Annotated in this window: 18 protein-coding genes and 1 tRNA gene; 12 read left to right on the top strand and 7 right to left on the bottom strand. The window is 55.8% G+C overall.

The window, feature by feature from the left end; translation table 11 throughout:
• Window positions 1-159: 159 nt before the first annotated feature.
• The 7 genes from secG (at window position 160) to J3U88_RS22320 (ending at window position 6,786) form a co-directional block, all read left to right on the top strand.
• Complete coding sequence (gene secG / locus J3U88_RS22350) at window positions 160-678, top strand: preprotein translocase subunit SecG (protein ID WP_207861209.1); 519 nt, start codon at window positions 160-162, stop codon at window positions 676-678.
• Between the two features lie 62 nt (window positions 679-740).
• Window positions 741-827, top strand: a tRNA-Leu gene (locus J3U88_RS22345).
• A gap of 179 nt (window positions 828-1,006) precedes the next feature.
• Complete coding sequence (locus tag J3U88_RS22340; RefSeq protein ID WP_207861208.1) at window positions 1,007-2,053, top strand: hypothetical protein; 1,047 nt, start codon at window positions 1,007-1,009, stop codon at window positions 2,051-2,053.
• A 687-nt stretch (window positions 2,054-2,740) separates the two neighbouring features.
• Window positions 2,741-3,934: a homocitrate synthase gene (lysS, locus tag J3U88_RS22335; protein WP_207861207.1), complete on the top strand. Its 1,194-nt coding sequence runs from the start codon at window positions 2,741-2,743 to the stop codon at window positions 3,932-3,934.
• Complete coding sequence (locus J3U88_RS22330) at window positions 3,915-5,204, top strand: 3-isopropylmalate dehydratase large subunit (protein WP_207861206.1); 1,290 nt, start codon at window positions 3,915-3,917, stop codon at window positions 5,202-5,204. The genes lysS and J3U88_RS22330 overlap by 20 nt, the downstream gene beginning before the upstream one ends.
• 74 nt (window positions 5,205-5,278) lie before the next feature.
• A complete protein-coding gene (locus J3U88_RS22325; RefSeq protein ID WP_207861205.1) occupies window positions 5,279-5,773 on the top strand; it encodes a LeuD/DmdB family oxidoreductase small subunit in 495 nt (164 codons plus the stop codon).
• Window positions 5,773-6,786, top strand: coding sequence for an isocitrate/isopropylmalate dehydrogenase family protein (locus tag J3U88_RS22320; protein WP_207861204.1), 1,014 nt, complete (start codon window positions 5,773-5,775; stop codon window positions 6,784-6,786). The genes J3U88_RS22325 and J3U88_RS22320 overlap by 1 nt, the downstream gene beginning before the upstream one ends.
• 127 nt (window positions 6,787-6,913) lie before the next feature.
• On the opposite strand, the gene J3U88_RS22315 is transcribed toward J3U88_RS22320, so the two are convergent.
• The 3 genes from J3U88_RS22315 to J3U88_RS22305 form a co-directional block, all read right to left on the bottom strand.
• Window positions 6,914-9,292, bottom strand: coding sequence for a S9 family peptidase (locus J3U88_RS22315; protein ID WP_207861203.1), 2,379 nt, complete (start codon window positions 9,290-9,292; stop codon window positions 6,914-6,916).
• A 277-nt stretch (window positions 9,293-9,569) separates the two neighbouring features.
• Window positions 9,570-9,851, bottom strand: a complete 282-nt coding sequence (locus tag J3U88_RS22310) for an HU family DNA-binding protein (protein WP_243436090.1) — start codon at window positions 9,849-9,851, stop codon at window positions 9,570-9,572.
• A gap of 340 nt (window positions 9,852-10,191) precedes the next feature.
• Window positions 10,192-10,482, bottom strand: a complete 291-nt coding sequence (locus tag J3U88_RS22305; RefSeq protein WP_207861201.1) for a hypothetical protein — start codon at window positions 10,480-10,482, stop codon at window positions 10,192-10,194.
• Between the two features lie 239 nt (window positions 10,483-10,721).
• Between J3U88_RS22305 and J3U88_RS22300 the strand changes: the two genes are divergently transcribed.
• Window positions 10,722-13,322, top strand: coding sequence for a hypothetical protein (locus tag J3U88_RS22300; protein ID WP_207861200.1), 2,601 nt, complete (start codon window positions 10,722-10,724; stop codon window positions 13,320-13,322).
• Between the two features lie 587 nt (window positions 13,323-13,909).
• Here J3U88_RS22300 and J3U88_RS22295 read toward each other — a convergent pair.
• Together J3U88_RS22295 and J3U88_RS34745 are read right to left on the bottom strand one after the other, a co-directional pair.
• Window positions 13,910-17,323 (bottom strand): two-component regulator propeller domain-containing protein, encoded by a 3,414-nt coding sequence (locus J3U88_RS22295; protein WP_207861199.1) that lies wholly within the window; start codon window positions 17,321-17,323, stop codon window positions 13,910-13,912.
• Between the two features lie 554 nt (window positions 17,324-17,877).
• Window positions 17,878-18,393: a pilin gene (locus J3U88_RS34745; RefSeq protein WP_207861198.1), complete on the bottom strand. Its 516-nt coding sequence runs from the start codon at window positions 18,391-18,393 to the stop codon at window positions 17,878-17,880.
• A gap of 202 nt (window positions 18,394-18,595) precedes the next feature.
• On the opposite strand from J3U88_RS34745, the gene J3U88_RS22285 reads away from it, so the two are divergent.
• A complete protein-coding gene (locus tag J3U88_RS22285) occupies window positions 18,596-19,750 on the top strand; it encodes a hypothetical protein (RefSeq protein WP_207861197.1) in 1,155 nt (384 codons plus the stop codon).
• A gap of 366 nt (window positions 19,751-20,116) precedes the next feature.
• Entirely contained in the window at window positions 20,117-20,803 is a 687-nt protein-coding gene (locus J3U88_RS22280; RefSeq protein WP_207861196.1) for a hypothetical protein, read from the top strand.
• Here J3U88_RS22280 and J3U88_RS22275 read toward each other — a convergent pair.
• On the bottom strand, window positions 20,800-21,273 hold the full coding sequence (locus tag J3U88_RS22275; RefSeq protein WP_207861195.1) for a hypothetical protein: 474 nt from the start codon (window positions 21,271-21,273) through the stop codon (window positions 20,800-20,802). The two genes, J3U88_RS22280 and J3U88_RS22275, sit on opposite strands and share 4 nt — an antisense overlap.
• Before the next feature lie 808 nt (window positions 21,274-22,081).
• A complete protein-coding gene (locus J3U88_RS22270; protein ID WP_207861194.1) occupies window positions 22,082-22,573 on the bottom strand; it encodes a hypothetical protein in 492 nt (163 codons plus the stop codon).
• Window positions 22,574-23,444: 871 nt separating this feature from the next.
• On the opposite strand from J3U88_RS22270, the gene J3U88_RS22265 reads away from it, so the two are divergent.
• Window positions 23,445-24,005 (top strand): ECF-type sigma factor, encoded by a 561-nt coding sequence (locus J3U88_RS22265; RefSeq protein WP_207861193.1) that lies wholly within the window; start codon window positions 23,445-23,447, stop codon window positions 24,003-24,005.
• Between the two features lie 78 nt (window positions 24,006-24,083).
• On the top strand, window positions 24,084-24,647 hold the full coding sequence (locus J3U88_RS22260) for an ECF-type sigma factor (RefSeq protein ID WP_207861192.1): 564 nt from the start codon (window positions 24,084-24,086) through the stop codon (window positions 24,645-24,647).
• Window positions 24,648-24,689: the final 42 nt, after the last annotated feature.

Below are 24,689 nucleotides of genomic sequence, written 5' to 3'. Positions count from 1 at the left end.
ACAACGCTTGGCGGGCCGGGGTTTCGGCCCGCTTTGAACGCTGTTTGGTGCAGTTGGGGGCGGGGTGTCCGCCGCGGAAAATGGGGCTTGGCAGGGCTTGGCTCCTTGTGCTAGACTGCGGCGTTCCGGGCCTCGCCCGATCCGAGATGGAGGGCCGTTATGGGTTTTCTTTTTATTTTTCACATTTTTATCTGCGTCACGCTGATTCTGATCATTCTCTTCCAGGACGGTAAGACCGGCGGTTTGGTTTCTGTTTCCGACAACACCAATTCCGTATTCGGTGCCGGTGGTGGTGACAAGGTCCTCACCAAACTCACTTCCGCTATTGCCGTTTTGTTCATGGTTACTTCCATGGTTCTCGCGTTCCAAGGTGGCCACAGCAATCAGAGTATCGCCTCTGATCACCAGCCTACCATTCCCGCCGCGGCCGGCGATCAAGCGACCGCCGCACCTGGTGCCGCCGGTGATGTCACCGTTGTCGACGACCAAGGTAATTCCACGCAAGTGGGCATTGGCGATGCGGTGAATCCCGAAAACATGGAAACCGTGACCTTTGAAAATTTGCCGCCTGAAATTCGCAAGGCGGAAGAAGAGCGCATCAAGAAAGAGCGTGAGGCGCGTGCCGCCGCCGCCGCTGCCGAAAAGGCCGGCGAGGATGCGCAACAAAAAGACAATTAGATCGTTAAAACGTCTTGCATTTGCGGTAGTGCTTCGCTAGAATCCACCGCTGTAGTGACGACGCCCAAGTGGTGAAATTGGTAGACACGCTATCTTGAGGGGGTAGTGACCTTTCGGTCGTCCCGGTTCGAGTCCGGGCTTGGGCACCACACTTAACGAACAAAAAAGGCACCCATCGGGTGCCTTTTTTGCGTTTGGGATCGTGATTCCGCTGACACCGTGATATAGCTTAAACCACTCGCGCGCATTTCGGCTTTACAGCTGAATTCCTTGTAAGCAATGCGGGTTAAATACTTTGGGCTCACCAAAACAGACCCCGGGGGGTTGGATGATTTGGATTGCTTTTTTGTTTTGTTTTCAAGCGCCCGCCGATCCCGTGTTTGCCAAGCTCGACCCCGCACGTTTTTCGATTTACCCCATCCGCGACGCCACCTGCGCTACCTCCTTGGCCAGAATGGGTGATGAATGGTTTCTTACCGTCGGTCTGCCTGATTCCAGGCCCGGCATTTACCAACTTGTTTACCGCGGCCCCAAGGCGGAGGCGGAGAAACCGAAACGCAAACGCAAGCCCCTGCAGGTTGGCCAGGTGCGGGTGCGCTCTAGACAGCGTCGCGCGCGCGAGCCGGTGACACCGCCGGGCGTGGGGTTCGCCGCCGTTCCGGTCAAGCCGCTTATGCGAGAGGACTTACGCGGGTTGCAGCCCTGGCTAGACAAAGAAACCATGGCGCTGACCGCATCGCGCCTGTTCGATGGTGACCGCGAGCAATGGTCGGGCCGAATTCTGTTGGTGAACCGTGAATATTGGTTTACCCAGGAAGTGATTTCCCTGCCTGAATCCCCGGTTTGTTTGAACAAAACCTTCACTTGCGGTCTTTCCCATGTGATTCCCCTTGATGCCGACCGCATATTGATTTTCCGAGACCAGGACCCTTCGGCCGCGGCCTTACTGGTGAAGCAGGATGATGGCTGGGCGGAAAAACAGCGTTGGAAACTGGTGATCGGCAATCGCAAGTTGACGATCAGCGAGGTGCGCCGCCGGGGTGACGATCTTTACCTGTTGCTCAAGCGTCGGTGGCAGATCGGTAAACTGTCCTTGGCTGCCATGCTCGCCAATGAAGGGGACAAGCAGCAGGTGGAACCCGCGTTTGACTTCAGCCCACTGAAGCGGGAGATCGCCAGCGACAACCTGCATTTCCGTTACACCGGCTTGGCCGAGGGGTTCGATTGGGACCAGGCCGGCAATTTGTTTGTGCTGCTCAACACGCAAGGGTTCCCTTTCTACAAAATCCCCCAATCCAACAAGGAGCAAGGCGAAAACCGGTTGCTCGTTTTTACCCATGAAGCGGATGCGGGCGAAGCAGGCGATAACCCCTAAGTTATTTGAAAAAAGTGGCCTGGGTTGATCTTTTTAACGCGAAGCTTTGCTTTAGAGCCTGGCGTGGCGATGGTTGTTTTGAGGATCGGCAGGCTAAAAAATAACTTGACATTCGTTATTTCTTTGATTCACAATGCGCCTCATAGTCCACCACGTCTTAGACTCGCGCGGTGGTCTTGGTTTCCTTCTATCATCCCTTGAAAACTTTTGGGTAACATCATGACCACTTTGAACCTGGCTCACCAACAGACAAAGAAAAAGGACAAGAAGAAGAAACGGGTAACCATCCCGGTTGGCACAGCTTGTCCCTAGATCACGGTCATTTTAAGTTACGGGAAAGCGGGCTCACCGGAAAACGGGAGCCCGCTTTTTTTATGCTTAAACCTAAGAAGCGCGCCTTGGTGCACCTTTTAGGTTAAACCCAAAAAGGCGGAGCGACCTTCCCCCGTCGCTCCGCCTCGGACACACCGCATTCCCCCATGTTGGTTTCGTCCCGATAGAGAAAACCCACCCCCCAAGTGCAGTTCCCAATGTGGTCAGTTGGCCACAAACCCTTTTGAACATAGGAGTTCATGATGAAAGCGATTCAAAAACGAAAACACAATGTCGCCGCACTCTTTTCAACCACGTACACCATGCCCCTCACCGTTTTGATGCGGAACGGGCGCACGCGATGGAGGCTCCGACATGCGTTATGTACCTTGTGCCGTTATTGACTCGACCCTTCGCGAGGGCGAACAGTTTGCCCGCGCTTCATTTTCTCCCGCCCAAAAAATTCAAATTGCACGTGCCCTCGACGCGTTTGGCGTTGAGTACATTGAGGTGACTTCCCCCTGCGCCTCGCCCCAAAGTTTTGAAGATTGCCGTGCCATTGTCGGACTTGGCCTTCGCGCCAAGATCCTCACCCATACCCGCTGTCACATGGACGACGTGCAGCGCGCCCTCGCCGCCGGTGTTGACGGGATCAACCTGGTGTTGGGTACTTCCTCGTTTTTGCGCGAGTTTAGCCACGGCAAAAGTATTGACGCCGTGATCCAAGCCGCGACCGAGGTGATCACCTTCTTGCAGCAGTTCCCGGTGGAAGTGCGCTTTAGCTGTGAAGACAGCATGCGCACTTCTATCGACGATTTGTTGCGGGTTTACCGGGCCGTGGATGCCTTGGGCGTTGACCGTGTCGGCATTGCCGATACCGTCGGTGCCGGCACCCCACGCCAGATTTACGACTTGGTTTCCCGGGTTCGTGCCGAGGTGCAATGTGGCATTGAATTCCACGGTCACAACGATACCGGCTGTGCCGTTGCCAATGCCTTTGCCGCTTGGGAAGCGGGCGCAACCCATATCGACACCACCGTGTTGGGGATTGGTGAGCGCAACGGGATTGCGCCACTCAGCGACTGGGTGGCACGCCTCCACGCGACCGCGCCGCGGCTAACCGCCCATTACCATTTGCCGGGTTTGGTTGGCTTGGATCGTCTGGTGGCCGAGATGATTGGTTTGGAGATTCCCTTTACCGGTTGTGTGACCAGCTTCTGCGCCTTCACCCACAAGGCCGGCATTCACACCAAGGCCGTCATCAACCATCCGCAAACCTACGAGATCTTGGCACCCGAGGCGTTTGGGTTGACCCGCGAAATTCTGACCGGTCACCGTTTGACCGGTTGGAACGCGGTCGCCGCACGCGGTGAAGCCTTGGGTGTGCATCTGTGCCCGGATGAGGCGCGTTCGGTTGCCCGCTTTATCAAGGCAATCAGTGATCGCGGGCCGCTCAATCAGGATCAGGTCGACCAGTGCATTTTAACCATGGTGCCGCGCGCCGACGCGCACCCAGTGTCCGCCGTGGTTGCGGAAAGCGAGGTAGCTTATGTCCATTCAGTCTCTTGAAGTGCCGAGCCGCGAGGCGGCCCACCCCGGTTGGCAACGGCCGATGACCCTTAGTGAACAAATTTTGTCGCGCGCCGCCGGCCGTCCCGTTGCGCCCGGCGACATGGTGGTGGTTGCACCTGATTTGGTGATGGGCCACGATTCACTGTCGCCCAGCATTATCCGCGTGATGCGCGACCAATTGGGTGTTGACCGCGTCTTTGACAAAGACAAAATTGCCATCGTGCTCGACCACGTCTCGCCCGCTTCTACCGTCGGCACCGCCAACAACCAAAACAAAGTGCGGGCTTTCGCTCGCGAACAAGATATCCGGTTGTTTGATGTTGGTCGCGGTATTTGTCACCAAGTGTTGGTGGAAGAACGGCTGGCGCGTCCCGGTATGTTGATTTTTGGATCAGACTCGCACTCTTGTAGTTATGGCGCGGTTGGTGCCTTTGGTTCCGGGATGGGGACCACCGATATTGCGCTAATTTGGGCGACCGGCAAAACCTGGGTCAAGGTGCCGCCCACCCTTCGCGTTCAGGTTCGCGGTCGCTTCCGTCCCGGGGTTTCCGCCAAAGATTTGGCGTTGCGCGTGTGCCGGGACTTGACCATCGCGGGCGCGACCTATGCCGCCATTGAATACCACGGCCTCGATTGGTTGCCCTTGGAAGGGCGGCAAACACTGGCGAGTATGGCCGTTGAGGTGGGCGCCAAAGCGGGTATTGTGCCACCCACCGGGGTCGTGGCCGAACAGCTGCTGCCCCCGGCTTGGTTGCAGGTTCAGGAAGACGCGGTTTATGAACAGGAACTGGTCATTGATTTGGCCGAGTTGGAACCCCAGGTGGCCCGCCCCAACCAGGTCGACGATGTGTGTGATCTTTCCGAGGTTGCCGGAACCGATGTAAGTGTCGTGTTTCTCGGAACCTGTACCAATGGGCGTTACGAGGACATGCGCGCGGCGGCACGAATTCTCAGCGGTCGCCGCATCCACCCCAATGTACGCCTGATGATCACACCCGCCTCCAATTTGGAAATGCAGCGCGCCATGCGTGACGACACCTTGTCGATCCTGATCGACGCGGGGGCGACCTTAACCACGCCCGGCTGCGGGATGTGCATGGGGCGTCATCAGGGCACCCTCGGCGACGGCGATGTGTGTCTGTCTACCGGAAACCGCAATTTCCGCGGTCGGATGGGGGCGCCTTCGTCGCGTATTTACCTGGCCTCGCCCGAGGTGGCGGCGGCAACCGCGATCAGTGGTCGCATTGCCGGTCCCGAGGAAGTTTAACGCCAATTTTAGCAGGGCGGTTGAACGACCCCCGCGAACGCGTCGTAACGCGACAGAACAAAAGGGTGAAAAAAATGAGTCGTATTTGGAAGTTTGGTGCTGATGTTGATACCGATCAAATGGTGCCGGGGCGGTTTGCGCCCTACATGCGTCCCGATCATGATGTGGCCGATGCCGCGTTTATTGAGGCACGCCCCGATTTTAACCGTGAGGCCGTTGCCGGTGATGTGATTGTCGCCGGCGCCAATTTCGGCTGTGGTTCCTCCCGTGAGTACGCGCCGCTGGCGCTCAAGCGACGTGGAATCGCCGCTATTATCGCGCCGTCTTTTGCGCGGATTTTCTTTCGCAACGCCGTGAATCTGGGTTTGCCCTTATTTGTTGCGTCGGACCTCGTGCACCAACTGCACGAGGGCGATCAGGTGACCGTGGACCTCAACGATTACCAACTGATTCATGGCGAACGATCTTTTGCGCTGCCGCCGTTGCCCGATTTTGCCCGGGCCATTGTCGAGGCCGGCGGTATTGTCAACTACGTGCGTGAGCACGGTGGTTTCCCCGAGGTGGCCTAATGACGGGACGTGAATTGGTCGTGATTCCCGGTGACGGGATCGGTCGTGAAGTGGTGCCCGCCGCCGTTCGGGTTTTGCATGCCTTGTGTCCCGAGACACGGGTGGTCGAGGCCGACGCCGGCTGGGATTGTTTTCAAGCGACCGGGACCTCGGTGCCCGAGGCAACCTTGGATCTGGTGCGCCAGGCTGGGGCAGCCCTGTTTGGCGCGGTTTCGTCGCCCAGCTATCCTGTCAAAGGTTACAAGAGCGCCATCTTAACCCTGCGCCGCGCCTTGGGGCTCTATGCCAACGTGCGGCCGGTGCGGGCCGCGGTTGACTTGCAACCCCCGCGTGCGATTGATTTGGTGGTCGTTCGCGAAAATACCGAGGGTTTGTACGTGGGCCGTGAGCTAAGAGCCGGCGATCAGGCCGTTGCCGAGCGGGTGATTACCCGCGAGGCCTCGCTGCGCATTGGCCGCATCGCCGCGCGTTTGGCCTTGCAACATCCCAGCCGTAAGTTGACCGTTGTCCATAAAGCCAATGTCGTGCCTTTGAGTGACGGCCTCTTTCGCGACAGCGTGCGCGAGGCGGTTAACGCGGTTGATGAAAATCAAGTATTGCAAGTGGATGAGTTATTGGTGGATTACGCTGCTTTAAAGTTGGTACAGCAGCCTGAAGCCTTTGGCGTTTTGGTCGCGCCCAACCTTTACGGCGATATTCTGTCGGATCTGGCCGCCCACTGGTGTGGCGGTCTCGGGGCCGCGCCCTCCATTAACCTGGGTGACGTGCATGCATTAGCTGAGCCGGTGCATGGTTCGGCGCCTGATATCGCGGGGCGGGGGCGCGCCAATCCCGCCGCGGCCATGTTGAGTTTGGCCCTGTTGCTGCGCGGTCATTGGGGGATGCGCGAGGAAGCCGACTTGTTGGAAGACGCCGTGGCGTTCGCCTTGCGCAGCGTTGGGGGTGACGCCGGCACCGAGGTGATTACCACCGCGGTAATTGAGGCCCTGGGTCGGGTGACGAGCAGCGTGTAAGCCAAAATCGGCGATTCCCACCATTTATAGATAGGGAAACCGCCGATATGCCCGCATTTCTCACAAGGGTTACAGCTTTTCGCGACGAATCCTCGTGAGCAATGCGGGCTTGGTTTTTTTGATCGGCTTACCGCAGGGTGCGTTCGAACAGTTCCCAAATGCGGCGGTATTCGTCGTACCAACCGCCCGAGGTATGAAACGCGTGGGCTTCCACTGGGTAAGAGCTGAGCTCCCAGTTGTGTTTCTTGAGTTCGATCAGGCGCTGTGCCAAACGTACCGAATCCTGGTAGGGAACGTTGTTGTCTACCATGCCGTGGCAAATGAGTAAGGCGCCCTTGAGTCCTTCCGCGTGGTAGATCGGACTGCTGCGACGGTAGGCCTCGGGGTCCACTTCCGGCGTGTTCAAGATGCGGCTGGTGTACCAGTGGTTGTAATAGGACCAGTCGGTAACCGGGCGCAACGCCGCGCCGGCCTGGAAGATGTCGGGTGTGGTGAACATCGCCATCAGCGAAATGAAGCCGCCGTAGCTGCCCCCGTAGACGCCGATCTTTTGGGCATCGACACCTTTGTCTTTGGCCAAAAAGGCCGCGCCGTCGACCACGTCGTTTAAGTCGCGACCGCCCATGTGGCGGTAAATGCCCGTGCGCCAGTCTTCACCGTAACCCGAGGAGGCCGTGAAATCGGGGTCGAGGACCGTGTACCCCGCGCGTGCCAGCAGGTTATGGAACATATTTTCACGGAAATAACCGCTCCATCCCTTGTGGGCGTTTTGCAGGTAACCCGCGCCGTGGACAAAGATCACCCCCGCGCCGTTTGATTGTTTCGGGGTGAACAGGCGGGCGTGAACGGGTTTGCCGTCGCGGTTGGTGTAGGTAATGAATTCGGGTTGTTGCCATTTGATGCTTTTAAAGGCCTCGGAACGGCCGTCATACAGCGTTTTCCACTTCTTTTTCTTTTTGTGTTGGATGACCGCGGGGATGGTGGCCCGTTCGAAAAGACTGACCATCGCTTTGCCGTCGGCGCTGAGGGCGACCGTGTGACGGCCTTCGCCTTGGGTGAGCTGTTCGATGTCGCCGCCCGCCAACGGCATGCGGTAGAAATGACGTTCTCCCGGATGTTCGCGATTGGCGTGGAAGTACCAATACTTGCCCTCGGGTCCGGCAGTCGGGCTGTAGACTTCCCACGTGCCTTTCGTTAGGGCCGTCACTGCTTTGGTGCCGGGATCGTACTGGTAAAAATGTTGGTAACCCTCGTGGTCCGAAAGGAAGACCACCTTTTTTCGGTCGGGGTGCCATTGGGCACTGCCGCCAAACCAAGGTGCCGTGGGTACGTTGGTCATGAAGTTTTGAACCCAGGCAGGATTGTGATGGTGCATCACCAACTCGTGTTCGCCCGTGCCCGCGTCGATCAACAGCAGCCAGCGATCTTTCCAATCGCGGCTGAACACCGTGACCAAATAAGTGTGTCCGTCTCCGCTGAATCCAGCCGCTTCCATGTAAACGGAACGTGGCGCGTCGTGTTCGTCGCTGATTTTTTCCGCGCCGGCTTCGGTTTTTTCGTTTTGGATCGCGGCGTGGCGGTTATGTTTGATTTCCGGCAGCGATGAGACGTCGAAGTTGGTCAATTTTTGGGTTTCGTGGTTGTAAAAAACCAGTTTCCAGGTTGGTGTCGTGTGACCGGTGCGGGCGTAGCCGTTTTTGAGTACCACCGCACCGTCGCGGTTAATGAATTCCGCGTATTTGGGTGGGGTCGGCTGATCGCTCGGCGCCAGGACAACCGCGAGATGACGGTTGTCGGCGCTGATATCGATGCTGAATTGGTCGAAGATGCTGTCGCCCAGTTCCCATTTGGCGCCAAGATAGACCGGTTCGGGTTGGCCTAAGGCGCGGCGCAAGCGGGCTTGCTGTTCCTTGCGGTGTTCTTCGCCTTCGTAACCTTGGGCTACTTCTTGAATCAGTGCCCGTTCTTCCTGCTGATGCCAACCCTCCTTGGGCGTGGGTTCATCGCGAAAGCGGACCGCCGTAATTTGTCGGTCGGTTCCTTTGTTTAAATCATAGCGAAACAGTTGGTTGTCGGCGCGGTACACAAAAACGCCGTCTTCTTTAAAGGCGACGGGCCGCAGCCGTTCCTCGCGTGTAACCACCGGTTGCCAAGAACCCAGGTTGCGACGGGCATAAAGGTCGCCCGAAAGGGCGGCGACTTGCCATTCACCGCGCGTAATGGGGTTGCGTGCGAGGGCGTCCGCCATTTGGGCGTCGCTGATTGGGGTGACCCGGCCGCTCGCCAGATCCAGCGCCATCAGGCGTTGGGGCTTGGGGGCTTCCTGGCGAACCCGAAAAAAAGCGGTGGTGCCTTTGGCGTCGAGAGCCAAGTCTTGGGGGATCTCGCCGATCCATGCGGGATCCTGCATGATGGTTTTTAAATCAAGGGTGGGGGACGTGGCCCAGAGGGGGAGCAACAACAGCAAGCCGACCAAAAGTCGACAGGGGTGGGTGTTGGCGGACATCAGGGTTCCTCATAAAAAAAATAACCCGAATCAATCGCCAAACATGATGGGGCAACCTGGCCGGCCCGCGAGGCGGGTGCAAAAAGGTTCCGTCACAGGCAAGAGATCAGGTGGAGGTACCGGCGCGACACCCCATATGAAGACGAAATCGCACAAGCGGTCGTCACGGGTCGAAAATGGGCCGATAGGAACTCCGGGCGCATTCTACCACAGCTTTTAAGCGCGCCAGGCGACCGGACATGCCGCCTGGGGGGACGCAAATCGAACCAAAAATCGGTTAGTTGCTAACGTTGATCAGTTCTTTAAGCTGCTTGCCTACTTTGAAATAAGGCACCTTTTTGGGAGCGACTTCGACGCTTTCGCCCGTGCGGGGATTGCGTCCGGTACGGGGACCGCGCTCGCGAATACGGAAACTGCCAAATCCTCGCAATTCCACGCCTTCTCCGCGGTTTAGAGCGCCGACCACACATTCCAAGAAGGTGTTTACCACGACTTCGGCTTCTCTTTTACTGACGTTAATGGATTGTGAGACGGCCTCAACTAGGTCTGCTTTCGTCATTGACACGGCTATCCGGCTCCTCTTCTTTTAATGGTGCACTTGATGCATGAGTGAATTCTCTAGGTTGCTCTCATCAAAATAGTTACCAAGTTTAGAATTGTCAACACTTCAAGGGCTTGGGAGGCACTTTTTAATAAAAAAAGTGCGGTGCTGTAGCTGCTTGCACAATCTCTTATGTGCAGGCTTGTTTAACACCACAGCTTTTTAATGGGGAATTTTTGCGACTAACCACCTTATCGGCCCATGCGCGGCAAAATTAAATAAAAAGTGGTGAGATCGGACAAAAAGCCTTTGTTTCCGCACATTTGACGCGTTTGACTCATTTTTGACGTTGTTCGGCCTAGTTTTCGATTTTTATCCCTACGATTTTTGGGTCAAAAATGCGCGCTTTCTGCAGTAATTCACTTCTTTGGCTCATTAATTGTTTTTGCCACAGCCTGTCTTTCACGTGCAGCACCAGGATGTCTCCTTCGCGGTGCATGCCGTCCACATAGGTACCGACCATGGCGCCGAACATCACTTTGGGTTGGATCAGGCTTTGTTTTTTGAGACCTGGTAGCCGGTTTTGTTTCACCAGCTGTTCGGTGATCTCCCCGATGGATGTCATTTTCTTCAGTCGTCTGTAGCGCATGGGATGATCCTGGGAGGGGTGGTTGGGTGATCGGCCTTGGCCGGGGTTGGTTTCGGCGGGCCTGTTCCAGCCATCCTAGCACGGCTGTCTCTTGGAGAGACTACAAACATCCGAGGTCCGAAGACAGGGCCTGTTTACCGGTAGCGATCAGGCGTTAAGCGGCTTGAAATCAGGGTTTTGTTAGGTTGGCAAGAGGTTTGCTATTAGTGCTGCCGAGATGCCTATCTGGAGTCGTTCCTATGATCCCACGCTCACGTACCCGTTCCAACAAAACCCTTTTATTATGTTTATCCGTATGGTTTTTTACCCTTTCTCTTCCGGCGATCGATATCTCGACCCAAATTTCTTTGGTTAGTCACGAGCAAGATCACCAATTGCTGGGTTCTTTTTCCCTCAAGCTCAGCAACGATGCTTTTTCCGATGCATCGCCCAACGAACCTTTGTACGTTCGTTTTCGCACCCTTCATTCTCAGGGATGGAGCCATACCCTGGTGGACATGCGTCCCGAAACCGGTGACGCCCCGATCAATCTTGCTGTTTTTCCCGTGAACCAAAGTACCCAAATTAATCCGAACCTCAATCCCGACGCCGTGCAGTTGGTGCGCTTGATTAAAGGTGAGCGCGAGGGGTGGATTCGCATCAATCGCTCTTCTTCCACCTGGGTCGCCGCCGACGTGATCGGCGTAGCGCCTTCGCCGGATCGCCCGGTGGCTTTTTCATTGGGCCTGCGTGGTAGCCAGTCGGTTCGCAATAATGCCAACACGGTTACCCGCGGCAACGAGCGTGCGGACCTACATTATTTGGCCGATACCTCCCTGTTTGCCAACTACCGTGATACCTCCTCCTTTCGCGTTGGAACCCTGGAGCGTCTTGACTTTATTGCGGTTGATAGCCGTACCTTCGGTGTTGAGATCGGGCAAGGGGTGTTGCTGGGGGGTTCGCTAAGCGTCAGTTTTTCCGACGATGTGGTGGTGGCGCGCGGTGCCGCTTATGTTCCTTGTTTCGAATTCCACAATGTTGAGGATTCCTTCGATACCACCGTGGTGGAGCGGACCGTGAACCGGTTTGACTTGATTCGTGCCCGGACTTTTGGGTTGCAGGTTCCCGCGCTCTACCTCACCAACAGTTCTGATTTTGTTTGGGAGGAAGGCACCCGTTTGTTTGTGACCTTGCCCGAATTTAGCGGACGGGCCTATGCCGATGGGGATCCGCAATCGATCACCCGGCTCGACACAACCCGTGAGTTTGTTTGGCAAGCCACCGATCTTCAGGTTACTTCCTCCGGGTCTTCTCAGTGGCGGGTTGAAAAAATTATGTGGAACGAGAACGTGTTTGCCGGTTACGAATTGATTTTGGAATCGGGTGAATACGACGTGTTCGAGACGCTGACCTTGACCGGTATGATCATGGAGTTGGACGACGATTTTCGCAATGAGTCCATTCGGCTCGCGGCCCACGCCGTGTACACCAACCAAATCGTGACCCAGGGCGAGCTTGCTCATCTTGGTCCATTGACCCACACCTTGTTTGAATTAGCGCCGGGCGAAGACAACTTCCACCGCCAGGTGTTGAGTTACACCGCCTACGACGAGCCGGAGTGGCTGTTTGAAGGCCATGTGGTGAATCCCCATGATCAAAGCGTGGATGTCACCATGTTGTTTTACAACCGCCACGGTATCCTGTTGGGCGTTTTGCCCGCGCAACCTTTGGCGGCCCATGCCAAGAACGTGTTTGACGTGGCTTCGTTGTTCGGTGACGCCGCCGCCGATGTTTTGTCATGGGTCGAGGTGTTATCTCGCGAGCGGGTTGGTGTCGCCGCGGTGATTGAGAACACCGATGGGACGACCCTCGATGTGTATCCCGGTGTTTCTGATTCCCGCGATACCTTGTACGGCGCGCACCTGCCGGCCAACCTCGAGAGCTGGCGCACCAAGGCGGCGGTTGTCGCCAACAACCTAGCCGAGGAGAGCAGTTTCTTCTTGGAATTGCCGGGCCAAGGCGAAACCCGTTTGCCGGGCTTCTTTTTCCCCGGCGGTACCGCCATTCTCGACGACCAATACTTTGTGAACAACGAGGTGCGCAGCCCTTGGTTTCGGCTTAACGCCGTTTCGGCCGAGGGTGGCAACGGTTTGTTGTTTTTCTCGCGTTCCGATCATTTGGCCCAACTGGTGTCGACCCCGCTTGATTTACAGCCGACACGCGAATGGCGCTTCGATCATTTGGGGCAGTGGCAGAATGCCTGGTGGAACGGCTTGGTGGTGACCAATCCTGGCGAAAATTCGGTTCCCATATTGGTGAACCTGTACAACGCGGAAGGGGACAAGATTGAGGATTTCCCATTGGTGCTGGCGCCGGGCGAAAAGTCGGCGGAATTACTGGCCAACCATTTGAATGGGGTTCTGCTTGAGCCTTACCATCGCATGGACGTTATTGCCGATGAACCCATTTTGTCCTTTCTGCTGATGGGTCAGGACGGGAAGCCCGTGGCGACGCGGGTGCGTGGAAACCTCGAAGGTTCTCGAGGGAAGTTGTTGCCGATTGCCTTTGGAGCGGATCGTGCGAAACCGGGTTACACGGGTTTGGCGTTGATCAACCCCTTCGCTTTGGAAACCGAGATTGAGATTACGCCCTACACCGCTGCCGGCGAGGCGCGTCCCACGGTTTCGGTCAGCATTCCTCGATTCAGCAAGTCCATTAATTTGTTGGAGACCTTGCTTGGCGATGATCGCGAGGTGACCCACCTTCACATGAAAGGAACCCGCAGTTTCACCGCATTTGGTTTGGTGGGCTCCCGCGACAACCAACAACTGGCCACGGTTGACGTCATCAATCTCGATTGAGGCGTAGGGGATAGCGGGCTGCATCGATTGTTTTCGGTGCGGCCATGGTTTCCTGGAAAACAAGACGGTCCCTTTCCCAAAAACCCTTCTCCGCCCAGCCTCCGGCTGGGTTTTTCTTTGTGCGCCCGACGGGGCACGCCCACCTGAGCAACGTTTACGGGTGACAACGTTTACGGGTGACAGGCACGTGCAAGCGGCTTGAAATAATTTCGTTACAAGCGCTGGGTAGCTGTAAGTGTATCGGGACAACCCACCTGTTTGGTTAAGCGGCATTTTCGGGTGACCCTTTGCGGGTGACAGGCATGGTTAAGGGGCTTGAAGCATTTGCGGGTGACAGGCATGTTCAAGGGGTTTGAAGGAAACATGTTGTGAGCGTGGTGCGGCTGTAAGTGCACCGGGGCAACCCGTCTGTGTGGTTGAACGGGGACATGATGAAAACGTGGCTTTGTGAACCGGTGGTTTACCGTTTATGAGCCGTGGCCGCTTACAGTCGTTTGCTTTGGGTCGGCGCCGGCGGGGGCGTAACCCAACGCGGGATGGGCCGGATCCGCGGCCTGTCAGGGTGCCTGTCTGGAGCGGGATGGCTTTTAACGTTTTTGCTTCATCTGGACGATCACGACGGTCATGTCATCGTCGTGCGTTCGCCCGTCCGCGAACGCGTCGCAGGCCGCAAAAAATTGGGAAGCCACGCTTTCGGGATGACCGCCGCGCTTGCAAATTCGGTCCAGCGTTTCCTCCAGGCGATCTTGGCCCCACAAGCTGTTGTGGCGGTCGAAACGCTCGGGGAACCCGTCGCTGTAACTGATGAGGTAATCGCCCGGTTCTAGTGCCAGGTCTAAGGTTTGTACGGGGATTTTTTCCAAAAATCCCAGCGGGGGACCCTTCATGACCAAGGGTTTGAGCGTGCCACTTTTGGCGCAGAAGTGGTAAGGGAAGGGCATACCGGCGAAGGCGGCTTCCGTCCGGCCACTCTCTTCATCTAGCAGAATCAGCCCCAGACTCATGCCCATGGTTTTCTCCGTAAGCGAGCGTTTAAGGCCGATGTTTAATTCGAGCATGGCTTCTTTTAAGTTGTGGGTTTGCGGGGTTTGCGCCCAGACGGTGGCCCCCAGTTTGGTCATGCCGACGACCAAACCCGCCGCAAAACCGTGCCCGGTGGCGTCGCCGACGGCGATGCAGTGGCGGTTGTCCGGTAAGCGCTGAAAATCGTAATAATCGCCGCCTACCTCGGTCGCGGTGCGCATGGCGCCGACCGCGGTCAGTCGCGGCGTGTCGAGGTTGCCGCCGGGTAGCATCGACAGCTGAATTTTGCGGGCGTAATCCAGCTCCTCCGTTTTGCGCTTTAGGTCCAATTCCAGCAAAGCTTCTTGCTGCTTGCCCTCGAGGCGCTGCTTTTGCCAAATAAATGCCGAATAAATCATCGAGGCGGCGATGACAATCAGGAGCCCGTGGAACCACCAGCTTTGCCACCAAGGCGCTCGGATGGTGATGGACACGGCGGTACCTGCCTCGTTCCAAACGCCGTCGTTGTTGGAACCGATCACGCGGAACAGGTAGTGGCCGGGGCCGAGGTTTGAGTAGTTTGCCTCGCGGTTCTTTTCGGCGGGCACCCAATTTTTTTCAAGACCTTCCAAGCGGTAAAAGTATTGATTCTTGGCGGGATACGTGAAGTCCAGGGCCGAAAACTGGAAACGCAGGTAGTTTTGGTGGTAGTCGAGTTCCCAGGTTTGTTGTAAATGAGCGGCATCTACCGATTGGCCCATCACCTGGAGGTCGGTGATGACCAGCGGTGGGGCGTGCGGGTTGGTGTTGAGATGTTTGGGGTTAAAATAGTTGAAGCCGGAGGTGGTACCGAAGTAAAGGGTGTTGGCCGTGTCGTAATGAAAGCCATGGGCCAAAATGGAATTGGCGCGCAGACCGTCGCCGACGTCGTAGTTCTTGGCTGAATTCCGGCGAGGATCAAAAGAACTCAGACCTCGGTTGCTGCACAACCACAGTTGGCCGTCGGCGTCCTCGGCCACGGCGTAAAGAATGTTACCTGCCAACCCATCTTTCACGGTGAAATGCTCAAAGGTGGCCGTTTCATAATGGTAGCGGTTGAGCCCCCCGCCGCGCGTTGCCACCCATAAATTGCCCAGTGTATCCACATGGACGTCTGAGACATCGTTGTGGCTAAGGGAATCTGATTGGCCGGGGTCGTGCTGGAACCCGCGTTGTCGCTCATCCTCGGGGTTAAAACGAACCAAACCCGATCCCAAATTGGCGATCCACAGATGGGAGAATTGGTCCTCGGTAATGGCGACCAGCGCGCCACGCTCGACGGTGCTAAAGCCCCCTTCGCCCAAATGAAACATATCGAAGCGATCTATTTCTTCATCAAGTAGGTGCAGGTTCGGCCCCCGGGTTCCAACCCAGAGCCGCCCCGCGCGGTCGCGGAACAAACTGCGGACATCCTCGGAGGACAAGCCGGCGTTTTCAAAATACTGCTTGAACGTGCCCTCCCAAGGGTCGAGCAGGGCCAGCCCCCGACGGGTCCCAATCCATAGCGCGCCGTCATCCTGTCGCAACAGCGTTTGAATTCGGTTGGAAGGCAGGCCTTGTTCCCGCTCCTCATATCGCTCCATCACGGTGCCCAGCCTGCGGTCAAAGCGAATGAGACCGGATTGACTGGTGCCGATCCACAGTTCGTGTTCGTTGCGGCTCTCAATGGCGGTGACGGCGTCGTTGGGAAGGCTGTCGAATAGATTGGGGTTGTGCCAATGACCCCTAAACTTTTGAAGGTAACGGCTGTATTTGTGCAAACCGTTGTTTTTGGTACCGACCCAAAGCGCCTCGGCTCGATCCACGAGAAGCGTGGTGATATGGTTGGTGGGATTGCCGTCGGCGCGGAGTGGGAGTTTTCGAAAATAATCGCGGTCGGCATCGTAATGGAGCAAGCCTTGTCTGGCGGTACCAACCCAGGTTTGCCCTTGACGATCACTGATAAACACGGCGTCTTTGAGTTCGCCGGGTGGTAGGGAGTACGGGTTATAGGGGTCATGGCGGTAGTGGGTGAATCCGCCGGATCGTGGATCAAAGCGGTCCAGTCCCCCCGCGGCGGTTGCCAGCCACAAACCGCCGCCGCCGTCGGGAAAGATACCGTACACCAAGTTGTTGCTGAGGCTGCGCGGTTCGTCCGGGATGTGGCGGTACTGGATAAAGGTTTCGTTTTCGGTGTTAAATCGCAGCAAACCGCCGCCGTGGGTGATGATAAACAGAAAACCGTTGCGGTCCTCGTGGATGGGGGGTTGACCGCCTGTATTGGGGATTTTGTGGTAGCCGACGACCGATAAAACATCAAAAGTCGGATCGTCGAAAAACCGGGTAAACCCACCCGTTACCGGGTCGAACTTGTTGAGGCCGCCGCCATAGGTGGCGATCCACAAACGGCCGCCGCGGTCGCGGTGCAAATGGGTCACCAAGTTACTGCTTAAGCTGTTTGGTTCCCCCGGCAGGTTTTGATAAGGCGTGAAGCTGTCGGCTGTTTCGTCCCAGCGAAAAACCCCTTGGCTACGCGTGCCGACCCATACTTCACGGTGTTCTTTGGACTTGGGCCCGTCTGCCAAAAGCGTGACGACCTCAACGGCATCCCCGCTTGAGGCTGCAAGTGGGTAGTGGTAAAAGCGGTCCTCACGGCGGGCATAGCGATTGAGCATGCCACTCGCGATAACCCACAAATCGCCCTGGTGGTCCTCGGCAAGGTGGGTCACATTGTTGCCCGAGAGGGAGTGGGCATCGAAAGGTTCGTGTTTGTACGGTGTGAGTTCGTAACCGTCAAAGCGTTGCAGGCCCTCCTGGGTGGCAATCCACAAAAAGCCGAACGAATCTTGGTACAACTCTTGGATGCCGACCTGGGCCAACCCCTGTAGGTTGCCGACCTGCTCAAAATAAAAAGGTAAGCCGCGGAAGTTGGTGCGGCCCCAGGCGCCGACAGCGGCGAGCCACAAGCAAAGCGCTACCATCCACCACCGACGCGGGCTTGCGGCGTTTTTCGGGCTTTGACGGCTTGGGCCGTCGCCCTTTGAATGAGCGCTAGGGTGAAGGGTCTTCAAGAGAATTGCTTCCAGGGTGTGGGTGACGTTTTGGGGGGTAAAATCTTCAAATACTACTTTGAACCATTACGTAATGTCAAAGTGTTAGGTTTTCGTCGGCACCGCATAAAATGAAGCATTTCCATTCACGAAAAAGCGCGGAGAAGCCCGACAAGAGAAGGTCTCCGCGCAATCATCGCATATATTCTTGGCCCGCTTTTCTTACGAGGATTCGTCGCGAGAAGCTGAAAGCCCTGTGCGTACGAAGATGACGACCAAGCGCAAACGGTGCGGGACCGACCTTTCGGCGCAGCAGCGCTTCGTTGCGTATGGCTCGACTGAGTAAGGCGGCCGGCCGCCCCGTGGACGGCCGTCCCGCGGATGGCCGCCCCCTGGTAATCGCATGGGCTGCCCCGCGGCAGAAAGCATTGTGAGAAAAGAGGGTTAGGGGAGGGCGGCCGCGGGCTTTGCTGAGCCCTGCCGGTTTAGGGAGGACAGCTATTTTCACCACGACCCAGGTCAATGAGCGGGTTAACCGCGCCGCTAAAATCCGTGTCCGTGATCTGTACTTCAACGGTGCATGTTTCATCTAGTTCGCAGGCAATGCACCAGCGGCCGGAGCATGGCAGACAGATGTCGTTGTCAAAATCAAAATTGATGACGAAGATGCTGAGTGTATCGGTTCCCGTTGTTTCGACGGTCCATTCGAGGCCGCGTTGGCTGGGAAGGTTGGTGCCGATATTAATTTGTGCGCCCTCAAGGGTTCGCATGCGAATGCTGTTGTCCGCGGGCGAAAAACTAAGGTTGGCAAAGCTGTTGTGTTCATCGTGCCACGCCATTAAGGGGCCACGGAATCCTTGGGCTGCGCCAATCGCCGATTGTGTTTTGGCTTTCTTTACCGCGATATTGTACATAGGGAGGGCGATCGCGGTCAGAATACCGATAATGGCCACAACCACCATAAGTTCTACTAAACTAAAACCTTTCTTCACGTTTTTCATTTCCTGAGTTCCTGTAAATTAAAAAATGCGAGCACTTAGATGTGGGGTAGCGAGGGGTTATGTGCTTAGGGTCACAGAAAGCATGTCGCGCTTGGCCTTAACCCACCCTCACACCCTTAAGCGCAACCGGCTGAGAAATCCGTCAAAAAAAAATAAAAAAATTTGGGCCCTGCCGGGGGAATCCCCCCCAAGGAGACACTGGGTGAAAGAAAAGACGCTTGTTTTCATGGTTTTATCGATGGGTATCGCCTGGGGCGTTTTTTTTGGCGGGCGTTATTGGGCATTCCATTCTCGCCAAAACCCGATTCGCGATGCGGCTTTGGTGGGTCCTCGTGCCGCCGGTGATCGCTTGATGTTGGAACTGACTGAATTTGTTGAGCGGAAAAGTCGTGGTTTACCAAGCGCGCATCGCGAGGTATTTCGTGATGATCCTGAATCCGTTTCGGGGTACCTCGAATTTTTTGAGACATTCGAGCGGCGGTTTGGGGCGCGTCTCGCCGAGGTTACCGTGGAAGCCAGGGTGACGCGCCAGCCGGGGCTATTAGCAGAGTATGAGATGGAGGCGCCCTACGGACATTTCCTCGAAGAACTGGGGTTGGTGGTGTTGTACCTGGCTCACCAGGCAACCCTTCACGATCAGCCCGACTTGCGGGTGCGTTGTCTCAACGCTGCCGAGGATTTGATGCGGTTAACCCTTTCATGGCCGGGGTTGGATTTGCTCAGCGGCACCTGGTTTTGGCGTACCAAGTACTATGAGTTCCGGGTTTTCTATGCACGCGAGGGCGATCCCGACGGCAAGCTCCCTTCCCCCAAACAATTGCGGGCGTTGTTTGAGGGCGCGGTGTTTCTCCATTGCGCGACCCTGGAACAACGCTTGCTCGAAGAACATCACGTATGGCCGCCGCGTTTGTTTACCGACGAGCCTTCAATTGGCGAGATGTTGTTTGACCTGCGTTCTTTGTACGGCGACCTCCAATTTGATCACCCGGACCGGCCCTTTTCGGCGCGTTACCCGCTCGCACCAAAATGGCAAATTCGCACACGCCATCGGCCGGGAGATGTGCGTTACCTGGCGGTTCGTTTTGAGAATTTGGCAGCTTACATCGGGTTAGAGACGTCCTTGCTCGATGCGGCCCGGCTGTACAGGAACCTGGGTCCCGAACCCGATCCCGCAACTGTTCGTGCCGCGATTAACCGCCTTCAATTGCGCAATCCTTTTGACGGTGACCTGTACCGGGTGGACGCGCGCGGGCGTTTGGTCGTGTTGCCGCCGCGTTCTCCTTTGGTACGGGTGTTGGGCGCTCGTGGTGACCTGGCCGAGGCCTGGTACCGCTGGGTTGCCGTACCCAACGGTTGATGCTCATGGATTTGGTTATTCATCCCTTGCGCTATTGAAAAACGGCTTAGGGTTGCTTGGCTCTTGACGGGCGGCGGTCCTCGGCGATAGGTTTGTAACCAAGCAGCGCGATAAGCCAGGGTGATTTTAGCGAAACATCCAGACTAAATATGTCCGTGGGGAATGCTTGTCGGCCCAAGGCGGATTTGTTCCCCTTCCCGACTCGGATTGATTGTGTCAAGCGGTTGTGTTCTAGGTTCTTAGCCGGGATGCCTCGCGCTTTTTGAGTTGCTTGTGAAAAGCGTTTCCCTCAATGAAATGCCGTTTTGGGGTTTGGCCGACGGATGGTTACTGTGTCACCTTTTCACGATACAAGGAGGTGTGGTGATGAACAAAAAGGCGTGCCTGTTTTCTTGTTTGGGTTGTGGCGGGATTTTGAGCGTGGTGCTTGTTGCGATGGGTATCCTTACCTATCAGACATTCCAACAAATGAGCGAAGGCTTCACCAGTCCGGGAACGGTTGCATCCAGTGTCTTGGCCGATGGTGAAACCTATCCGCCGGGTTATGCGGCGGTTGTTGGTTTCGGGATTCCTTTCTCCTTTGATTTCATCATGATGGGCGAGGTGCAAACCGAAATCCAGACCGAAGATCCCTTTGAAAAGCTCGCCGTATCACTCGAAAATACCGATCCCTCGTTGACACTTCTTAAGATGAAAGGGGCTTATAACGACCCGCAACTCGAGTCGTTTCTCAAGGATGGTTCGCAATCGAGTTTCCACTACGCCCAGTTTAATGTCCTTTTCCACGCCGATGATCAGGCCCAACGGGGGTTTTTCGGACACGGTTCCGGCGAGATTCTGTACCTGTCCACGAACGGACGCGTGGTGCTTTCCGGTGAACAGGGTTCGACCTTACAGGGTGCCTATACCTTGTTTTACAGCAAGTGTAGCGACGGCCGCGCTGTGCTGGGCTTGTGGTTTGACCAACGAGCACCCGATGAAGTGGTTGAAGGTGGGCCGGTGGATCCCAATGCATTCCGCGAAATGGTCGCTTACTTCTCGTTCTGTCCCTAAATTCCTTTTGGCGTTTCCGTGGACGCCTCGCGGCGTCGCTTCCCTTTGACGATGTTGAGTTCAATGTGAATCAGTTGGTTTTCGCGTCTTAAATCCGCGTTGCCCCGTTCGAGATCCCGCAGGCGGTTGTGGTAGTTTTGGGTCAAATGATCAAAAACCTCCAGAAATTCCAGACGCTTGTCTTCCGGGACGAGTTCCAAAAGCTGTGCTTCCATTTCGGTAAGGTTGCCGAGTGCCGGGGTTCGTGCATCCATGCGTTGCACCTTGAGGGTGTGTAGTAGGCGCTTGTGTTTTTCAAGTTCTTGAAAACAGTAGTCTTGTTCGCTTTTGCTAAGGGGCTTGGTTGGCCGCTCATCGGTGCACTGTGTCAAGGCCGCTGCTACCAAAACCAGTGCCGGCAAACACATGCCGAGGAACCGTCGTAGGGCGGGCGGTTTCTCCGATGTCGAGGGGCGGGTAGAGGCAGTCATGGCGATTCCTTGGTTGGCGGCGGCAAGGTCTGTTGGGCGGGGCGAGTAACGCCGATGCATGGGTGAGCACAACACGGGTCTAGATCGGAGATCCGGTCGCAACGCGGGTTAAACGAAAGCGTTCCATCGTTTGCGTTGAAGGTGAAGGGCGGTATTTGGCCTATAGAAATGGGCGGTTACCCGACGGGCTTGGATGATCGTTTTTAGAAGATCCTCGGAAGCGGTGTCCCGTCTTAGGGGAAAAGTCCTCTAGGGAATGAACCCATGGCTTGCGTCAATTCCTGGAAGGCCGGCTCTTTCGGTTGCCGGCGAGAAGAGTCGGGTACATTCCTTGTATTGCAAGCTATTTCCGCATCGGAGAGGTTGGCTCTCGCTGGAAATACAGGGTTCGCGCACGTTTTTTCCGCGGTTGACGAAACGGGAGCCTAAGGGTTTCGCCCTCTATCTAAACCAACGAAAAAGCGGTATCAAGGGGCTCATATCTCACGCGGTTTCCTTGTGTCCCCGTGTGATTTTTCGAGAGGCGGTAAAAAACATAAAAAAAGGTGGAACTTTTTCGTTCCACCTTTGGGTGCGTTCATTAAGTGAAATTGGGATTTGACCGCAATGCGAATATGATTCTAAGTCGGGTGGGTGAAAGCCTCCCGCGGCGCATGGCATCTGACCACGCGCAAGCGGAGCGGGGCCGACCTTTCGGTGTCCCAGCGCACCGTCGTGAATTGCTCGGCGGTGTCAAGAGAGAGGCGAACCCTTGTAATCGTATGGGTTGCCCCGCTGCAGAACGCCTTGTGAGAACGGCGAACTTGGGCTAACCCTCTACCGGGGTGGAGTTGGTTTTGATGGTGGCGCCGTCGGAAAGGTCTTCCAATGCCAATACCGTCACTTCTGTTTCGTTGTCGCCCTGGGCGGATTGATTAACCCAGGTAAGAATGACAGTGACACGCCCGTTTGCGTTTTGGTGCAAGCTAACACCGGTATTGGCGGGGTAGTTGGTTAGCAGGCGGAGCCATTGGAGGTTGCCGGCGGCGTCATAGGCGGCCACAAAGCAGCCCGAACCTTCGCCTGCTTCGACGATTTTTTCGCCTTCCAAACGCAGGCCGTTCTGGTAATTACCCGCGACGACTAGGTTTTGATCGGGGGTCATGAGGGACTGGTGACGGCCCGGTGCCGCGGCCGAAAGGTTCGCCATGGCCAACAGCAGTAGGCAAGCGGTAAAACGCGTTTTACCGGCGGCTTGTGATGGTTCCTGACGGGTAGAAAATGGACGGGTTGGGTAAGTGTTTAGTAACCGGATTTTCACGTGGGATCGCTCCTCTCAAATGGGATGTATTTTGAGGGTGCGTTGAGACTTAAGCAGGAGATAAACGAGGCAATAACGGCGGTTTAAAAATAGTATTTTTGCCAACCGTATCCGACGCCGGCATGGATCACATCAGGTGTCGGCGTTCCTTGAAAACGTGGCACCGACGCAACGCAAACCGGCGTGAAGCTGGGGATTGCTTGGCGGAATAGATGGACGAACGTGGTGAACCCACGTGTGAGGAGATGGGTTGGACTGCGCGGGTGCATTCCGAGCGGTAAGCACCGTATCGAGAAATAAAAATGGGGACACCTTTTGGCTTTAAGCTTCTGAAACTTAAGGTGTTCACTTCTGGCTCACGGCGTTAGGCCGATAAGAACCACGGTTTTTATTTCTGGTCGGAAGGCAAAAGGCTTTGGCAATGATTGATTCGCGCGTGTCGGGTGATGAACGCGTGGTTCGCCGGCTTCAAGGGACCGGCGAGGTGAAAGGATGGTGCTCGAAATCCCGCTCAAGCTTCAACTGTCTCATAAGCACCATGTGCGAAAGTGATTGAAAACGGCTCAAAAAAATTTTAAAAAAATAGAGCCCCTTTTGAAACCCCTCTAACGAAAGGACCTGGATTCGACTTTCCCTCGCCGGCCGCGCGACTTTTTCCTGGTGAGCGAAGGTTTTTTGGCGGGGTGTGGCTGAATCGGGTTGGTATTTAATCGGTCGTAAAATATGATTCTTTTTTGGAATATCAATTCTTTTGGTAGATTAGCAAACAAGATTCTTGGCGTGGTTGGCGTGATCGGGGATTTTTTCTTAACTAAGGATGATTTTCATGGTGAACGATGGGATGGGCGAAATCACGCGCTGTTTGGTTCTTTTGGAACATCCCGAACCGACAGGTGCTGATCGTGACCAAGTCATGGACCGCTTGTTGGGTTTGGTCTATCAGGAGCTGCATCAAATCGCACGTTCCTTTGTTCGCGGAGATCGCGCCGCGCAGACCCTGTCGCCGACGGTTCTGGTTCACGAATTTTTTCTTCGTTTGATGAAAGGAGCCAAACCTTTTTCCAATCGCCAGGCTTTTTTTGCCTTTGCCCATATGGTTATGAAAAACATTCTCATTGATCGGCGTCGCTACGAACAGGCGGTCAAGCGGGAGGGGGTTGGTGTTCCCATCAGTGAATTTCCAGGTGGCGACATCATCGACAGGCGAACCTTGGTCGACCACACGTTTTCTGTGATGGAAGCCCTGGCTAAGCTTAAGGCCCATTCTCGCCGCGCGGCACGGGTCGCGGAGTACCGGATTCTGCTGGGTTTAAACAATGAGGAAATTGTGTCGATGTTAAAAGAAGGTTTTGAATCTGTATCCCTATCAACCGTGAAGCGTGACTGGAACTTAGCGAAAGCCTGGATTTATCGTCATCTGGATGAACGCTGACGGGTCGGTGGTTTTTTTGTCCGCCGACCGCATCGGTTTTGGGACCGCTTGTGGCCTAGGTCGCGAAAGTGAGGAGCCATGACACCGCCGACTCAAGAAATTACCCAATTGTTGCGCGACTGGCGCGACAGCGTTCCGGGCAGTGAGTCCCATCTCATGGAACTGGTGTACCCGGAATTAAAGCAAATAGCGGCCGCCTATTTGAAACAAGAGAGCCGCAATAATCTACCGACGACCTCGAGCTTGGTCCACGAGGCTTACCTGCGGCTGGTTTCTACGCGGACCGAGGACTGGCAGTCGCGGGTCCACTTTTTTGGTTTTGCCGCGCGCTGTATGCGTCAAATTCTCATTGCTTGGGCCCGTCAAAAATTGACCAAAAAACGGGGGGCCGGTCAGGATTGGGAAACCTATGATGACTTTGAACTGGTAAGTTGTAGCCGCCCACGGGCCTGGTTGCAGCTCGACGACGCGATGAACGCATTGGAAGATTACAATCAGCGGATGGGGCGAATTGCCGAACTGCGTTATTTTGGCGGCTTGACCTTGGACGAGATTGCGGAACACCTCGACGTCTCACCCGCGACCATCAAACGGGATTGGAAGTTTGCCAAAGCCTGGTTGTACCAACGGCTCAAGTGCTGATCCTTGGTGAAGCAAGTGCCTACTGGTGAAGAAATTATCGCG

The organism is Acanthopleuribacter pedis, assembly GCF_017377855.1.
Taxonomy (GTDB): domain Bacteria; phylum Acidobacteriota; class Holophagae; order Acanthopleuribacterales; family Acanthopleuribacteraceae; genus Acanthopleuribacter; species Acanthopleuribacter pedis.
The sequence above is the reverse complement of the archived record's forward strand: the minus strand, read 5'-3'. Positions and strand labels throughout refer to the sequence as shown.

Coding starts and splice junctions, on each gene's coding strand:
- J3U88_RS22320 (WP_207861204.1), top strand. CDS start 5,773: ATGACGGGACGTGAATTGGTCGTGATTCCCGGTGACGGGATCGGTCGT.
- J3U88_RS22330 (WP_207861206.1), top strand. CDS start 3,915: ATGTCCATTCAGTCTCTTGAAGTGCCGAGCCGCGAGGCGGCCCACCCC.
- J3U88_RS22300 (WP_207861200.1), top strand. CDS start 10,722: ATGATCCCACGCTCACGTACCCGTTCCAACAAAACCCTTTTATTATGT.
- J3U88_RS34745 (WP_207861198.1), bottom strand. CDS start 18,393: ATGAAAAACGTGAAGAAAGGTTTTAGTTTAGTAGAACTTATGGTGGTT.
- lysS (WP_207861207.1), top strand. CDS start 2,741: ATGCGTTATGTACCTTGTGCCGTTATTGACTCGACCCTTCGCGAGGGC.
- J3U88_RS22310 (WP_243436090.1), bottom strand. CDS start 9,851: ATGACGAAAGCAGACCTAGTTGAGGCCGTCTCACAATCCATTAACGTC.
- J3U88_RS22280 (WP_207861196.1), top strand. CDS start 20,117: ATGAACAAAAAGGCGTGCCTGTTTTCTTGTTTGGGTTGTGGCGGGATT.
- J3U88_RS22275 (WP_207861195.1), bottom strand. CDS start 21,273: ATGACTGCCTCTACCCGCCCCTCGACATCGGAGAAACCGCCCGCCCTA.
- J3U88_RS22305 (WP_207861201.1), bottom strand. CDS start 10,482: ATGCGCTACAGACGACTGAAGAAAATGACATCCATCGGGGAGATCACC.
- J3U88_RS22315 (WP_207861203.1), bottom strand. CDS start 9,292: ATGTCCGCCAACACCCACCCCTGTCGACTTTTGGTCGGCTTGCTGTTG.
- J3U88_RS22295 (WP_207861199.1), bottom strand. CDS start 17,323: ATGGTAGCGCTTTGCTTGTGGCTCGCCGCTGTCGGCGCCTGGGGCCGC.
- J3U88_RS22260 (WP_207861192.1), top strand. CDS start 24,084: ATGACACCGCCGACTCAAGAAATTACCCAATTGTTGCGCGACTGGCGC.
- J3U88_RS22325 (WP_207861205.1), top strand. CDS start 5,279: ATGAGTCGTATTTGGAAGTTTGGTGCTGATGTTGATACCGATCAAATG.
- J3U88_RS22340 (WP_207861208.1), top strand. CDS start 1,007: ATGATTTGGATTGCTTTTTTGTTTTGTTTTCAAGCGCCCGCCGATCCC.
- secG (WP_207861209.1), top strand. CDS start 160: ATGGGTTTTCTTTTTATTTTTCACATTTTTATCTGCGTCACGCTGATT.